The organism is Geobacter sp. PheSNFMC, from assembly GCF_059620965.1.
The window spans coordinates 58,758-72,503 of sequence record NZ_JCAMRN010000004.1 but is presented as its reverse complement, the minus strand read 5'-3'; the positions used below and the strand labels follow the sequence as shown (position 1 = coordinate 72,503).

General features: G+C 66.4%; 12 protein-coding genes. 4 read left to right on the top strand and 8 right to left on the bottom strand.

The window, feature by feature from the left end; translation table 11 throughout:
- Window positions 1-86 precede the first annotated feature (86 nt).
- Window positions 87-1,073 (bottom strand): hopanoid-associated sugar epimerase, encoded by a 987-nt coding sequence (gene hpnA / locus AC6CDK_RS01655; RefSeq protein ID WP_039643056.1) that lies wholly within the window; start codon window positions 1,071-1,073, stop codon window positions 87-89.
- A gap of 73 nt (window positions 1,074-1,146) precedes the next feature.
- The gene (gene shc / locus AC6CDK_RS01650) at window positions 1,147-3,186 is read right to left on the bottom strand and encodes a squalene--hopene cyclase (RefSeq protein ID WP_192905578.1); all 2,040 of its coding nucleotides are present in this window, start codon (window positions 3,184-3,186) and stop codon (window positions 1,147-1,149) included.
- A 230-nt stretch (window positions 3,187-3,416) separates the two neighbouring features.
- Between shc and AC6CDK_RS01645 the strand changes: the two genes are divergently transcribed.
- Together AC6CDK_RS01645 and mnmM are read left to right on the top strand one after the other, a co-directional pair.
- Complete coding sequence (locus AC6CDK_RS01645) at window positions 3,417-6,116, top strand: MMPL family transporter (RefSeq protein ID WP_192905577.1); 2,700 nt, start codon at window positions 3,417-3,419, stop codon at window positions 6,114-6,116.
- A complete protein-coding gene (mnmM, locus tag AC6CDK_RS01640) occupies window positions 6,109-6,678 on the top strand; it encodes a tRNA 5-(aminomethyl)-2-thiouridylate-methyltransferase MnmM (RefSeq protein ID WP_039643062.1) in 570 nt (189 codons plus the stop codon). The genes AC6CDK_RS01645 and mnmM overlap by 8 nt, the downstream gene beginning before the upstream one ends.
- Before the next feature lie 12 nt (window positions 6,679-6,690).
- Here the strand turns inward: mnmM and AC6CDK_RS01635 are convergent, their stop codons facing one another.
- From AC6CDK_RS01635 to AC6CDK_RS01625, 3 genes are read right to left on the bottom strand one after another with little or no spacing between them, the layout of a single operon-like run.
- The gene (locus AC6CDK_RS01635; RefSeq protein WP_039643064.1) at window positions 6,691-7,056 is read right to left on the bottom strand and encodes a translation initiation factor Sui1; all 366 of its coding nucleotides are present in this window, start codon (window positions 7,054-7,056) and stop codon (window positions 6,691-6,693) included.
- Entirely contained in the window at window positions 7,053-7,286 is a 234-nt protein-coding gene (locus AC6CDK_RS01630) for a hypothetical protein (protein ID WP_039643066.1), read from the bottom strand. The genes AC6CDK_RS01635 and AC6CDK_RS01630 overlap by 4 nt, the downstream gene beginning before the upstream one ends.
- A gap of 35 nt (window positions 7,287-7,321) precedes the next feature.
- A complete protein-coding gene (locus AC6CDK_RS01625) occupies window positions 7,322-8,236 on the bottom strand; it encodes a sugar kinase (RefSeq protein ID WP_039643068.1) in 915 nt (304 codons plus the stop codon).
- A gap of 145 nt (window positions 8,237-8,381) precedes the next feature.
- Here AC6CDK_RS01625 and AC6CDK_RS01620 point away from each other — a divergent pair, with 145 nt between their 5' ends.
- Entirely contained in the window at window positions 8,382-10,190 is a 1,809-nt protein-coding gene (locus tag AC6CDK_RS01620) for a PAS domain-containing sensor histidine kinase (RefSeq protein WP_039643070.1), read from the top strand.
- Here the strand turns inward: AC6CDK_RS01620 and AC6CDK_RS01615 are convergent.
- Both AC6CDK_RS01615 and AC6CDK_RS01610 read right to left on the bottom strand, forming a co-directional pair.
- On the bottom strand, window positions 10,177-10,821 hold the full coding sequence (locus AC6CDK_RS01615; protein ID WP_039643071.1) for an HAD family hydrolase: 645 nt from the start codon (window positions 10,819-10,821) through the stop codon (window positions 10,177-10,179). The two genes, AC6CDK_RS01620 and AC6CDK_RS01615, sit on opposite strands and share 14 nt — an antisense overlap.
- Complete coding sequence (locus AC6CDK_RS01610) at window positions 10,818-11,531, bottom strand: hypothetical protein (RefSeq protein WP_066357052.1); 714 nt, start codon at window positions 11,529-11,531, stop codon at window positions 10,818-10,820. The genes AC6CDK_RS01615 and AC6CDK_RS01610 overlap by 4 nt, the downstream gene beginning before the upstream one ends.
- A 130-nt stretch (window positions 11,532-11,661) precedes the next feature.
- On the opposite strand from AC6CDK_RS01610, the gene AC6CDK_RS01605 reads away from it, so the two are divergent.
- The gene (locus AC6CDK_RS01605; RefSeq protein WP_039643074.1) at window positions 11,662-12,420 is read left to right on the top strand and encodes a glucose 1-dehydrogenase; all 759 of its coding nucleotides are present in this window, start codon (window positions 11,662-11,664) and stop codon (window positions 12,418-12,420) included.
- A gap of 3 nt (window positions 12,421-12,423) precedes the next feature.
- On the opposite strand, the gene hpnI is transcribed toward AC6CDK_RS01605, so the two are convergent.
- The gene (hpnI, locus tag AC6CDK_RS01600; RefSeq protein ID WP_039643076.1) at window positions 12,424-13,566 is read right to left on the bottom strand and encodes a bacteriohopanetetrol glucosamine biosynthesis glycosyltransferase HpnI; all 1,143 of its coding nucleotides are present in this window, start codon (window positions 13,564-13,566) and stop codon (window positions 12,424-12,426) included.
- Window positions 13,567-13,746 lie beyond the last annotated feature (180 nt).

Genomic DNA, 13,746 nt, shown 5'->3' with positions numbered 1-13,746 from the left:
GCGGGGCAGGTGATTGTGTCGAGCAGCGTGGACATGCGTTACCTCCCGGCCGAGGGCAAAGGGAATCCTTCGCCTTCGGCCTCAGTTCACCGGGCATACCCGTTGGCGCGGAACCACTCCACGGCCCTGCGCAGGGCATCCACGGCGGGACGGCGTTGGAGCCCCAGCTCCTCCGTCGCCTTGGACGATTCGAAGAACATGAATTTTTTGGCCATCTGCACCCCTGCCAGCGGGATGAGCGGCTCTTTACCCGTGAGCCTGGCCAGGGCCTCGTTCACGTAAGCGGCCATGAGGATCGGGGCGTGGGGGAGACGCACCCTGGGCGCCGGAATCCCCGTGAGCGTGGCCAGCAGGGCGAAGATCTCCCGCAGGGTCAGGTTCTCGTGCCCCAGGATGTACTTTTCGCCGACCCGGCCGTGCCGCGCCGCCAGCAGGTGTCCCCGGGCACAGTCCTCCACGTCGATGATATTGAGGCCGGTGTCCAGGTAGGCGGGCATCTTCCGGTTCAGGAAGTCGACGATGATCTTGCCCGTGGGGGTCGGTTTCACGTCGTGGGGGCCCACCGGCGTGGAGGGATTCACGATCACCAGCGGGAGGCCCCGGGCGATGAACGCCTCCGCTTCCCGCTCGGCCAGGAACTTGCTCTTTTTATAGTGGCCGACCATGTCGGCGAAGGTGACCGGCGTCGTCTCGGTGCCGGGGGTGCCGTTGCCGGGGTTGCCGAGGGTCCCCACGCTGCTGGTGTAGACCACCCTGGCGATGCCGCGCCGCAGGGCCGCCTCCAGGATGTTGCGGGTGCCGTCCACGTTGGCCGCATACATGGCTGCCGGCGTGCGGGTCCAGAGCCGGTAGTCGGCGGCGGCGTGATAGAGAACCTCGCAGCCGGCAAGACCGTGTTCCAGCGCCTGCCGGTCCCGGAGATCCCCTTCGCAGATCTCCACGTCGAGCCCCGCGAGGTTTCGGCGGTCAGAACCCGGGCGGGCAAGCACCCGCACGTGGCAGCCGTCCTTCAGCAATTCCCGGACGATGCTCGCCCCTATGAAACCGGTCGCGCCGGTGACGAAAACCTTCATAGTGCCTTCAAAACTGATGTAGGGGCGGTTGGTGAACCGCCCCTACGCGTAATCCACTTACTTGTCGAGGCTGTCAGAGCCCTTTGTCCGCAAGCGCCCGGTAGCGTCCCAGCGCCATGAGCGGGAAACAGTTCCGGTAGATGTGGTACTTGATCATAAAAAACTTCGGGAAGCCCGTGCCGGTGAAGGCGTCCTCGTCCCAGGTCCCGTCGGGCTTCTGGGTGTCGAGGAGGTACTGGACGCCCCGCACCACGGACGAGCTTGCCACCTCGCCTGCGGCAAGGAGCGTGAGAAGGGCCCATCCGGTCTGTGACGCCGTGCTGGGGCCGGTGCCGGCCAACCGGGGATCGATGTACGACTCGCAGCATTCGCCCCAGCCGCCGTCCTCGTTCTGGTGCGACATGAGCCATTCCACTGCCTTGCGGATCCAGGGCTGGCTCATGTCTTCGCCAAAGGCGGCAAGGCCGGACATGACCGACCAGGTCCCGTAGATGTAGTTGACCCCCCAGCGTCCCCACCAGGGGCCCTCCGGTTCCTGGGTCTCGCGGATGAACTTCAGCGCCCTGACCCCTGCGGGGTGGTCCTTGGGGTAGCCGTAGGTCCCCATGAGCTCCAGCATGCGGCCGGTCAGGTCTGCCGTGGGGGGGTCGATGAGGGCCTCCAGGTCGGCAAAGGGGATCTTGTTGAGGATGTGCTTGGTGTTGTCCTTGTCAAAGGCCCCCCAGCCGCCGTTCTTGCTCTGCATGCCCAGGCACCAGGCAATGCCGCGGGTGATGGTATCCTCCTTGGCCCGCTGGTCCTTTACCTTCACGTTTTTGATGGCCATCATGACGATGCCCGAGTCGTCCACGTCCGGGTACCAGTCGTTCATGAACTCGAAGGCCCAGCCGCCCGGCTCCAGATCGGGGCTCTTGATCTTCCAGTCGCCCGGCCTGCGGACTTCGCGGTCCAGAAGCCACTGGGCCGCCTTGGAGAGGGAGGGGTGATCGGTGGGAACTCCCGAGTCGACCATGGCCATGAGGCCCAGGGCCGTATCCCATACCGGCGAGACGCAGGACTGGAGGACCAGTTCGTCGTCACCCTCGATGCAGAAGTTGGCCAGGGCCTGAAGCCCTCTGGCCACGGCCGGATGGTCGTTGGCGTAGCCGAGCACGTGGAGCGCCAGCACCGAGTTGAGCATGGCGGGCTGGATGCCCCCCCAGTCGCCGGTGGGCTCCTGGTGCTCCAGCACCCACTTCTCGGCGATGGCCATGGCCTTTTTCCGGCCCGGTCGGATGGGGCTCGCCTCGTATACCTTCAGCACGTGGTCGATGCCGATGAAGATGTTCTTCCAGGTGAGGATGCCGTCTTCCTTGGTAAAGGTATAGTCCGTGGGCCGCGGGGGGCGCACGTAGAGCTCCTGCACCCGGGCCCAGGGGGGCAGTTTGCGCACCGGCCGCTCCGCCATGACGATGGCGAGGGGGATGATGGTTGCCCGCGACCAACTGGAAAACTCGTACATGTTGAAGGTGAAGCCGGTGGGGAGCAGCATCATCTCGATGGGCATGGAGGGAACCCCCAGCCAGGAGAACTCGCCGAACAGGGCAAGGAATATCTTGGTGAAGACCCGCGCCTTGAGGATGCCGCCATGCTCCAGGATGAACGCCCGGGCCTTGCTCATGGCCGGATGGTCGGCCGGGTAGCCGGCGAGCTTCAGGGCGAAGTAGGCCTCGATGGTGGTGGAAAGGTCGCCGGGGCCGCCGTGCCACAGGGTCCAGTAGCCCGCCGTGGTCTGCTGGCGGAGAAGGTAGTTGGCCATCTTCCGCTCTTTTTCACGGTTCACCAGCCCCATGAAGTGGAACAGCATGATGTATTCGGCGGTTATGGTGACGTTGGACTCCAGCTCGGCCCACCAGTAGCCGGCAGGGAGCTGCTCGCGGAAGAAGAATTCCTGGGTCCGCTCGATGGCGATATCGAGGGGGCTCGATACCGTTGATTCCTTTTTTTTCCAAATGGTAGCGGGGAGGTGATGTATTTTCCCCGACTTGCGTGCGGCGATAGTGCCGACTGTTTCCCGTGCTGCATCATTGAACGACGTGAGTGCATGCGAAATGGGATTTTTTGAAATTTTCATCCCGACTCTGCTCCTTGGGCAATGCATCTGGATATCGGCCCGCCAACCGTGGGCAGCCAACAACAATCGGTGTTTAATATCACAGATTTAACATAAAATACACAGTTTTCAATGCTTACTGGCCTCCGTGCTGGCGAGGCTGCCGCCCCGGGCCCTACGGCACGAGACGATTGCGCCCGTCGGGTGGGCTATGGTATCGTGCCGAGGTTTTGGCGTGTGGGGAGGAGTTCATGCAGCACACAAACGACAGAAAACGTTTTACAGGGCTTTTTGGCTTCGTCGCACGCCATCCGCGCCTCGTTCTCGGGGTGTCGCTCCTGCTGGCGGCGCTCTCGGTGCTCTACACCTGGCAGGAGATGCGCTTCCTGACCGGCCGCGACGACCTGATGCCGAAGAACGCGCCGTTCCAGCAGGATTACCGCGCCAACCGGGCGGAATTCGGCGACCGGGAAGAGATCGTCGTGGTCATCGAGAGTGACGATCAGGCCGGGGCCTCGGCCTTTGCCGAACGCTTGGCCGCAGACCTCTCGGCCGACCGGACGCGCTTCCGTGACGTCTTTCACCCCAACGGCCTCCCCTTTTTCCGGGAGCACGGCCTGCTGCTCCTTCCCCTGAACGAGCTGCGGTCGCTCCGCGAAAACCTCGCCCTGGCCGAGCCGGTGCTGAAGGACCTCGCCGCGGCGCCGTCGGTCCAGACCCTCTTTACCCATCTTACCACACGCATGGACGTTTACACGGCGGCGGCCGATTCTTCCGCCGGCCACGACCGGGAACGGGCGGGACTCGTCTTCATGCTCGACAAGCTGGGAGGCGGCATTGCCTCCTTTGGCGGCGGCAAAGGCTCTTTTTCCCTTGAAGAGGTCTTCCTCGGGGGAGACTCGGCACTGGCCCGGGCCCAGCGGATGCAGATCGTGACGGTCAGGCCGGTGCGGGATGTCGCAAGCTTCGTTCCGGCCGAAGAGGCGATCCGCGTGGTCCGCGCCCGGGTGGCGGAACTCAAGGCCCTCCCCGAGTTCGCCGGCGTGACCGTGGGGCTCACCGGCACGCCGGTCCTGGAGTACGAGGAGATGGCCACCAGCGAGCGGGACATCACTCTGGCAACGGGTCTCTCACTGGCCCTGACCGTGGTCCTCCTGCTGGCGGCCTTCCGGGGGGTGTTGAACGTGGCGGCCGCCATGGTTTCCCTGGTGGTGGCCATCTGCGTCTCCTTCGGCGTGGCGACCCTGGTGGTCGGGCACCTGAACATCCTTTCCATGGTCTTTGCGATCATGCTGATCGGCATCGGCATCGAGTACGGCATCCAGGTAGTGCTCCGCTACCAGGAAGAGCTGGGGCTCGGCGCCGCTGAACTGGATGCCGTGAACACGGGGCTCGGCCGGAACATGCTCGCCATTGTCATGGCCGCCGCCACCACGGCCGCGGCGTTTTTCACCTTTACCTTCACCGATTTCCGGGGAATTGCGGAGCTGGGGATCATCGCCTCCCTCGGCATTGCGGTCTGCGTGGCCGTCACCTTCACCACCCTGCCCGCGGCCCTGGTCCTTCTCGTGCCGCTGCGCAAAACGAGGGAGGCCGAGCGGGAGATGCGCGCCGCCAGCCTGCTGAGGCGCTCGCCCCGGTTCGCGCGGCTGGAGGCGTTTCTCTTCGGCCATCCGCGGATCATCGTGGGGATCACCGTTTTGCTCTGCCTCGCTTCGCTCTATCCGCTGGCCGATACCCGCTTCGACTACAACCTCCTTAACCTGCAGGCCCGGGGGCTCGAGTCGGTGGAGTATGCCTACAAGCTTATGAGGAGCAGGGAGAACGCGGGCTACTTCGCCGAAGTGACCGCTGCGACGCCGGCCGAGGCCAGGATGCTCACGGCCCGCCTGGAGCAGTTGCCGACGGTCGACCACGTGGTGAGCCTCCTTACGTTCGTTCCCGACGATCAGGATGCCAAGCTCCGGGAACTGGCCGCGCTGCGGGAAGAACTGGCCGATGTGAAACCGGTTCCCTACGAGGAGGATCTGCGGGTCATGGAACTCCCCACGGTGTTCGAGAAGTTCCGCACATCCGTGGAGCGGTTCAAGGGACGGCTCGACGCGGAAAAGAGACCCGAGGCCGCCCGGGTGGGGGCCTTCCTCGCCACCCTTGACCGGTTCTTTGCCACCCTTGAGAAGGAAAAGGACCGCAATGCCCTCGGCATGCTCCGGGATTTCCAGGGGGGGATGCTCGCCTCGTTCCCGGAACAGATCCAGCAGCTCACGGCAAGCCTCGCCGCCCGGCCGGTAACCGAGGCGGACGTGCCTCCGCAACTCAGGGAACGCTTCGTGGGGAAAAACGGCACCTATCTGCTCCAGGTGGCGCCCCGGCAGGAGATTTTCGAGCGCGAGCCCCTGAAGCGGTTCCTGGACCAGGTGCGCAGCGTGGCTCCCCGGGCCAACGGCGAGCCGGTCATGGTCTACGAATCCATGACCATCATGCGCGACGCCTACCTGCGGGCGTTCGTCTATGCCTTCGGCGCAATCGTACTGATCCTGTTCATTACCTTCCGCAGCCTGGTCTATACCCTGGTGGGGCTCGTGCCGCTGGTGGTGGGGATGCTCCTCATGGTGGGGGGCATGTGGCTGGCCGGCATTCCCTTCAACTCTGCCAACATCATCGTGCTGCCGCTCATCCTCGGCATTGCCGTGGACTCGGGGATATACATCATCAACCGCTTCCGCCGGGAAGAGGGGGACGCCGCCTCGGTCATCATGAGCAGCACCGGCCTGGGCGTCATCTACAATACACTCACCATCATGGCGAGCTTCGGCGCGCTCATGGTGGCCCGCCACCAGGGGGTCTTCAGCATCGGGGCAGTCATGAGCCTGGGCATGGTGGCCTGCCAGGCCGCGTTCATCCTGGTGTTGCCGGCGGTGCTGACTCTGGTGGGGAAGCGTAGTGGCTAGGGGGCTCAGCGGTGCGGTCCCGCTGGCGCACTTCTTCCTGCGCGAGCGGGTGAAGCCGGGGGACCGGGTGGTCGACGCAACCTGCGGCAACGGCCATGATACCCTCTTTCTCGCTGCGCTGGTGGGGCCGGTGGGGCGGGTCTGGGCGTTGGATATCCAGGACGCGGCCCTGGCCGCCACGGCGCAGCGGCTGGAAGCGGCCGGATGCGGGGCGCGGGTGGAGCTGGTCAACGGCGGTCACGAGCGGCTGGCGGAACTGGTGCCCGGCCCGGTGACCGCCGTGGTGTTCAACCTGGGATTTCTGCCCGGCGCGGAGAACGGCACGATCACCACCCCGGCGACCACCGGGGCGGCCCTGGGCCAGGCGGCGGAGTTGCTCCTGCCCGGCGGCATCGTTACGGTGGCGGTCTATACCGGTCATCCCGGCGGGCCGGAAGAGGAGGCGGTCGTGGACGCCTGGGCCGCATCCCTGCCGCCGGCGTGCTTCAATGTCTGGCGTTGCCGCCAGGGCAACCGTTCGTCAGCCGCACCCTATCTGGTGGTGGCGGAACGCCGCGCCTGAGCGGCCGTCCCTTCATCCTCCCGCCCGCTTGACGGTGAACCCCCGCCGCGTGAGCTCGGCTACCAGGAGGTCGGCATGATCGCCCTGGATCTCCATGCCCCCCTCCTTCACGGTGCCGCCGGTGCCGCAGCGGCGCTTGAGCTCACCGGCAAGCTCCCTGACCCCCGCCTCGTCCAGGGGAACTCCCGTGATCACGGTTACCGTCTTGCCGCCCCGCCCCTTTGTTTCGCGTCTGACCCGCACAATGCCGTCTCCGGCCGGTGCCGCGCCCTTTTTCCGGCAGGAGCAGGCTGCAACCGGCTTGCCGCAGCCCGGACAGATCCGGCCATGCTCAGACGACCAGACAAGGGTGGCGCCGGACGAGCTTTTCCCTTTCATTGTCCCCTCCTCCCCGAAACACGCCGGCCCAGGTCCCGGCCAGCCTTGAAGCCCAGCAGCGCCAGGGGCCAGGCATGCCAGAACAGATCGAAGATGTCGATGGGACGCGACAGGGTCCCGGCCGACAGCATCCGGATCTTCTCGACCAGGTGCGGCTCCGGCAGGAAGGGGGCCATGCCCAGGATCAGGGCGAGAGGGATCAGGACAGGGTACGTCATGAGGTGTTTCATGGATTGACCTCGTTCATGTGGTGTTGTGTCCCGCTTCAGGCAGACGGCACGGAAATGCCCCGGTCGGCGAGGAACCGACTCACCTCGTCCAGCCGGGGCGCTCCCCGCTGGGCACCCAGGTGAAGGCATGAAAGGGCAGCGGCGGCCGATGCGAAGACCACCGTCTCCCGCAACGGCCATCCCTTGATGAGCCCGAACAGGTAGCCTCCGTGAAAGACATCGCCAGCACCCGTGGTGTCCAGGGCTGCAACGGGAAACGCCGGCACGTGGCAGGTCGTCCCGCCGTGCCGGGTGAGGCTTCCCCGGTCGCCCCGGGTGACGGTGACCGCCGGCGGGCCGAGGCCGTCGGCCAGCCGCGCGAAGTGCTCCTCAGACCCGTTCCAGCCCAGGTCGAGAAAGAACTGTTCCGCGGCCACCAGGTAATCGCAGAGTCCCGCCAGCTCCCGCATCCCCGGGCGCATCCGGCCCGCGTCCACCATGATCGGAATTCCCCGGCGCCGGGCCTCCCGGGCCCCATGGAGGGACGCCTCTTCCATGAGCCCGTCCAGGTGGAGGAAGGCGCTGCCGGACCAGAACTGCTCCTCAAGTTCCGCAGGGGACAGGGGAGCGCCGGTGGGGCGCTGCCAGACGATGGTCCGCCGCCCGCCGGTCCGTTCGACCATGATGAAGGCCCGCTGGGAGGCGGCTCCCGGCCGGGTCAGCAGGCCGGACACATCGATTCCTTCCTGGCTGAGTCCGTTGCGGATCAGCGTACCCGCGGCATCGTCCCCCACCACCCCGGCAAAGCGGCACCGCAGGCCCAGCCGGGCCAAGGCCACCAGGGCCGTGGCCGCCGGTCCACCCCCCTGTTCCTCCCACCGGAGGGTCTCCGTCTTGCTGTCGGGCAGGGGGAACTCCCCCACCTCGGTCAGCGTGTCCCAGCAGCATTGTCCCAGTCCTGTCACCACCATTTTGCCGCTCCGTGAGTAGGCGTCCATTGGATAGAAGAAAATAACCCTTAAAGATTAAAACTGTTTACAGCCTTGTCGCGAATAATTTACAGTTGCAAACTTATGCTATTTAGACGTGGTAAAACCTCTTTTTTCGGAGCACGGAATGAATTGCGAACGCCTTGCCCTGATCCTTGAAACCGCCACCGACGGTTTCTGGGATTGGGACCTGCGCGCGGACCGGCTGGAGCTGAGTGAGGGATACCGCACCCTTATCGGCTACCCTTCGGGCCATACCGTTTTCAACAGCGCATTTATCGAATCGATCGTTCATCCTGACGATCGGCCCGCATGTGTGCCGGTCATCAGGGAGCTCATGGATGGGAGCCGCATCTCGGCCACCCTGGAATACCGCATCCTGCGGGGTGACGGCGCCACCGTGTGGGTCCAGGCGAGGGGGACCGCCGTGGACCACGATGACGCCGGCCGCCCGGCCCGGATGGTGGGGACCATCTTCGACATTACCGCCCGCAAGCGGAGTGAGGAGCAGCTCGTCCTGATGGGGGCGGTGGTTGATGATGCCACCGACGAAATTTTCTGGGTGGACCGCCAGGGGCGCCTGGTGTACGCCAACCGGGCCGCATGCGGGAATCTCGGCTATTCCCGGGAGGAACTCCTTGCCATGAGCATCAGCGACGTGGACCCCCTGGTCCCTCCCGGCCGCTGGCCCACCATGTGGGAGACGGTGAGGCTCCAGGGCGGGTTCGTCATGGATTCGTTCCACCGGACACGGGACGGCCGCGACATTCCCAAGGAGGTGTCCGTCAAATACGCGAACGTCAGCGGCCGCGAGATCGTCTACGGCTTTGCCCGGGACATCAGCGAGCGGAAACGGGTGGAAAAGGCCCTGCGCACCAGCGAGCACCGGCTACGGATCATGGTGGAGCACCTGCCGGCCGGTGCTGCCCACCGGGAGGAGAACCGGCTCCTGGTCAACCGGGCCGTGGAAGAGATAACCGGCTACCGCCGCCATGAACTTGACACTCTGGACAAGTGGTTCACGACCCTCCACGGCGAGCAGGCCGCAGAGGTCCGTGCCGTCTATGAGGCGGACCGCGCGGCGGGCATGCGCTTCCCCCGCATCATGCCGCTCAGGCGCAAGGACGGCACGATCCGCCACATTGAATTTTTCGGCTACCAGTACGAATCGGGCGAGGTCTGGCTCCTGCACGACGTCACCGACCGCCGGGCCGCCGAGGAGGAAATCCGCCGGCTTAACGCCGACCTGGAAGCGCGGGTCCGGGAGCGCACCGCCGACCTGGAGTCGTTCTGCCACTCGGTCTCCCACGATCTGCGGGCGCCGTTGCGGCATATCGCCGGTTACGTGCGGATTCTCCAGGACGACTACCGGGACCGCCTCGACGACACCGGCCGCCACTGCCTGGCGCGCATCGGTCGGGCCGCGGTGAACATGGGTGAACTGGTGGATGGGCTCCTGAGTCTCTCCCACGTCTCGCGGGAGGACATCCAGCGGCGCAGCATCAGCCTGAGCGCGCTGGCACGCGCGGTGGCGCGCGATCTGGCCGAGCGGGAGCCGGACCGGAAGGTGGACCTTGCGGTTGCCGACGGGATCAATGGTTCCGGCGATCCGCGCCTGCTCAGGGTTCTGCTCGAAAATCTCCTGGGCAATGCCTGGAAGTTCACGGCGCGGGTCGAACGGCCCAGGATCGAGTTCGGTGCGGAGTCCCGCAACGGGCAGAACGTCTATTTTGTCCGCGATAACGGTGCCGGCTTCGATATGCGCTATGTTCACAGGCTGTTCGGCTCCTTCGAGCGGCTCCACGGCCCCGATGAGTTCTCCGGCACCGGCATGGGGCTGGCCATCGTCCGCCGGATCGTGGAGCGCCACGGCGGCATGGTCTGGGCCGAGAGCGAGATCGGCCGGGGGGCCACCTTCTCGTTCACCCTCGGCTGACGCCCCGTTCCACCAGTTCGGCCAGTTCTTCCAGGCTTGCCACTGCCAGGTCGGTGAACTGGGGCCAGTGGAACGCGCGCGTCCGGTCCACGTGCACCGTGAGCGCCCCCGCCGACCGGCCGCACTGGAGGTCGAAGAGGTAATCCCCCACCATAACCGCGGACCGCCCGGTGGTCCCCCAGGAGTCTGTCAGGCGGAGGATGCCGTCCGGTTCGGGTTTGGGAAGGGCGTCATGGCGTCCAAGGATCCGGTCGGCGGGAAAGTACCCCCCCACGCCGATGCTTTCCAGCACCCGCAGTGCCACCTGCCGCGTATTACGGGTTACGATCCCCATGCGCACACCGCGCCGGTCCAGGGCCTCCACCAGGCGCCGGGCCCCGGCGGACGCCTCGGCCCGGCCCGCCAGCTCGATCTCGATTTCGTCCAGAGCTCTGTGGAGGCGCCGCGACTCCTCCTCGGGCAGAGCATCAAGGTGGCCGAGGATGTCGCATCCCTCCGGCACCCCCAGGGCGGCCCGGATGGCGGCAAAGTCGTGCACCGGCTCCGTCAGGGTGCCGTCCATGTCGAATATCCAGTAGGGGCGCGCCAGAAGGTCCGGCACGACCTGCTCGGATCGCCGCTCGTCAGTCATCGCCCATCCCCCGGCTGCTGAACCCGGTCAAGCACTGCCTCCAGCAGGGCCGCGCTCTGGGCGAGCTGGCCATAGGCCTCCTCCGGGGTCATGTCCCGGTTCTCCCGCCGCATCCGTTCCGCCAGCCGGCGGGAGCCTTCGGCGACCCGCGCAATCTCCCGGGCCAGGTCCGCTTCGAAACTCTCCCTGCCCAAGGCCACCGGCGCCATGAGCCGCTGGATGCGCCCCACGTTCCGGAGCGCGGTTTTCTCCACGATGCCGTCGTTTCGTTCGTGGCGCTTCCGGTTGAAGTCGTCGTAGGGGGTGTTGTGGAGGGGCATGGAAAGGTCCGCCAGGTAGTGGGCCGCGTAGGCCAGGTGGTATTCGGCGTATTTCCCCTCGCGGCTGGCGCGCTCGTATCCCCGGAGCGCGGCGATGATGGCGCCGTAGAGATGGCCCTCTTCATCGGAGGGATCGTTGTAGCGGGCAATCTGGCCGAGGACCGTCCCGGCGGTCACCGTCTCGCCCCGGTTGCAGTAGTGGTTGCGCTGCTCGATGTTTCCCCCCTTCTGCTTGGCGATATCCGGCCCGGCCGCGTTGTACCACTTGTGGTAGCCGGCCGCCCGGGCGACTGCCAGGTGGGTTTCGTCGTGCCAGGCATGGGCCGCGCCCGCGGCGGCGGCCAGATGCCCGGCAAGCGCCGCGGCGATGATGCAATGATGACGTCCCATTATTCTTCCTCCGGCGGCATCCGGTCCGCCGCCCGGTCAATGGTAGCAGAAGATCGGGGAAAAACAGAGGGCCAAAATGGGGTACACTTGTCAGGCGATGGAACGTGGATACCAGTGCGAGGAGGTTGTCATGCCGCTCAGGGGAAAGGTTGCCGTGGTCACCGGGGGAGCCCAGGGTATCGGCAAGGCGGTCGTGAAGACACTGATGGACAAGGGGTGTGCCGTGATCATGGCCGACACCGATTGGGAGGCCGGGGAGGAAACGGCCGCCGGGTTCGCCGGGCTCGGCCGGGTGCTGTTCGTTCCCGCGGACGTGGCTCGGGAGGATGATGTGCGCATGCTCGTGGAACGGGCGGCGTCGCGCTTCGGCAGGCTGGACATCCTGGTCTGCAATGCCGGCGTCTTCCGGAGCGTTCCCCTGGAGCACTGCTCTCTGGACGAATGGCAGCGGGTGATCGCCACCAACCTGACCGGCGCCTTTCTCTGCGCGAAACATGCCGCCCCGCACCTGGCCTGCCACGGCGGCAGCATCGTCACCATTGCCTCCACCAGGGCGCTCATGTCCGAGCCCGACACCGAGGCCTACGCCGCCTCCAAGGGGGGGCTGGTGGCGCTCACCCATGCCCTGGCCGTCTCCCTCGGCCCCGGCGTGCGGGTGAACTGCATCTCTCCCGGCTGGATCGAGACCTGCGAATGGCAGAAGGCGAGCCGTCGCCGGCCCGCGGCACATTCGGAGGAGGATCGGAGCCAGCACCCCGCCGGCCGGGTCGGCACGCCGGAGGACGTGGCATCCCTGGCGGCATGGCTGGTCTCGCCCGAGGCGGGATTCGTCACCGGCGCCAATTTCGTGGTGGACGGGGGCATGACGCGGAAGATGGTGTACGTGTAGGTCTCAGCCGATCTCCACGATCTTCCCCCCGGGCAGGAGCCGGAAGAGGTGACCGCGCCAGCGGACCCGGTTGCCGGCGAAGGAGAGGGCCCAGGTGGCGAAGGAGAGGACGTCGCGCAGGGGGAGGAGCCAGAGCCAGCGGGGGAAGATGCCGTCCCGCAGGTACCGGCGGCTGAAGGCGAGGGCTACCAGGGCGCGGGTCAGGTAGAGGAGGAGCACCGCCCCCCAGCCGGTGGCGGAACAGCCCGACACCAGGAGCGCCAGGCAGGCCAGGGGGACGGGCTGGGTGATGCCCGAGCCCAGGTAGCCGCCGGGGCGCGAGACCCGCATGGTGCGGCACCAGCGGAGCTGGCGGGAGAGGACCGTGGACAGGTCCTCCCGGTGCATGACGCTCTCCACGAAACAGTCCGACAACTCCAGCCGCCAGCCGGCCCGGTGGATCTTGTTGCCCAACTGGTAGTCGTCGGCCAGGTAGTGGACCAGGGCCGGGAATCCGCCGATGGACTCCAGGGCCGCCCGCCGCACCGCCATGGAGGCGCCCAGGGCGAAGGAGAGTCCTTCCAGCCGCTGGGCGACCATGACGTTCGGCACCATCTCCACCGTGAACCCCATGGCCTCCAGGGCCGTGGCGGCGCCCCGCACGCCGGGGCTCCGGTACAGGGAGGTGACGAGCCCCACCGCCGGGTCGGCGAACGGCGCGATCACCTCCCCCAGGTAGGCGGGGGAGACGCGGATGTCGCTGTCGCAGACGATGAGGATGTCGTGCCTTGCCCGGGGGAAGGCGTTGATCAGGTTGGAGACCTTGTAGTTGGGGCCATGGATGGTGCCGTCCACCACCAGATCGATGTCACGGTCCGGAAACTCGGCCATGAGGCGACGGATCACCGGAATGACCGGGTCGTCGGCCGAGGCGCAGGCAAAGAGCATCTGCCACTGCCCGCCGTACTCCTGGCGGCAGAAGGAGGCGAAGTTCTCGAAGCTCTCCGCGTCCGTCCCCTTCACCGGCTTGAGGATGGTCACCGGCGGGGTGTGCCCCGGCCGGGGACGCTGCCGGCCGAACCAGACCCGGGCGCAGGCGAGGGCCAGGAGCCCGTAGGCCAGGGGCGGGAGAACGGCGAGGAGGGGAAGCAGGGTGTCGGGCGTCACGGGAACCTCTCTGCTGCGCGCCAGTAGCGTCCGGCGCGGCAGGGCTATTCTCTCCATCTGGGCCGATTATGCAACCCCTTTTTCCCCTGCGGAGCGGTTTCGACGGCATACGTTGCACGGTATGCCGTTTTCGTTTACGATGCACCGGCAATGAGCCGGACCCGGCAGTCGCGGGAACGG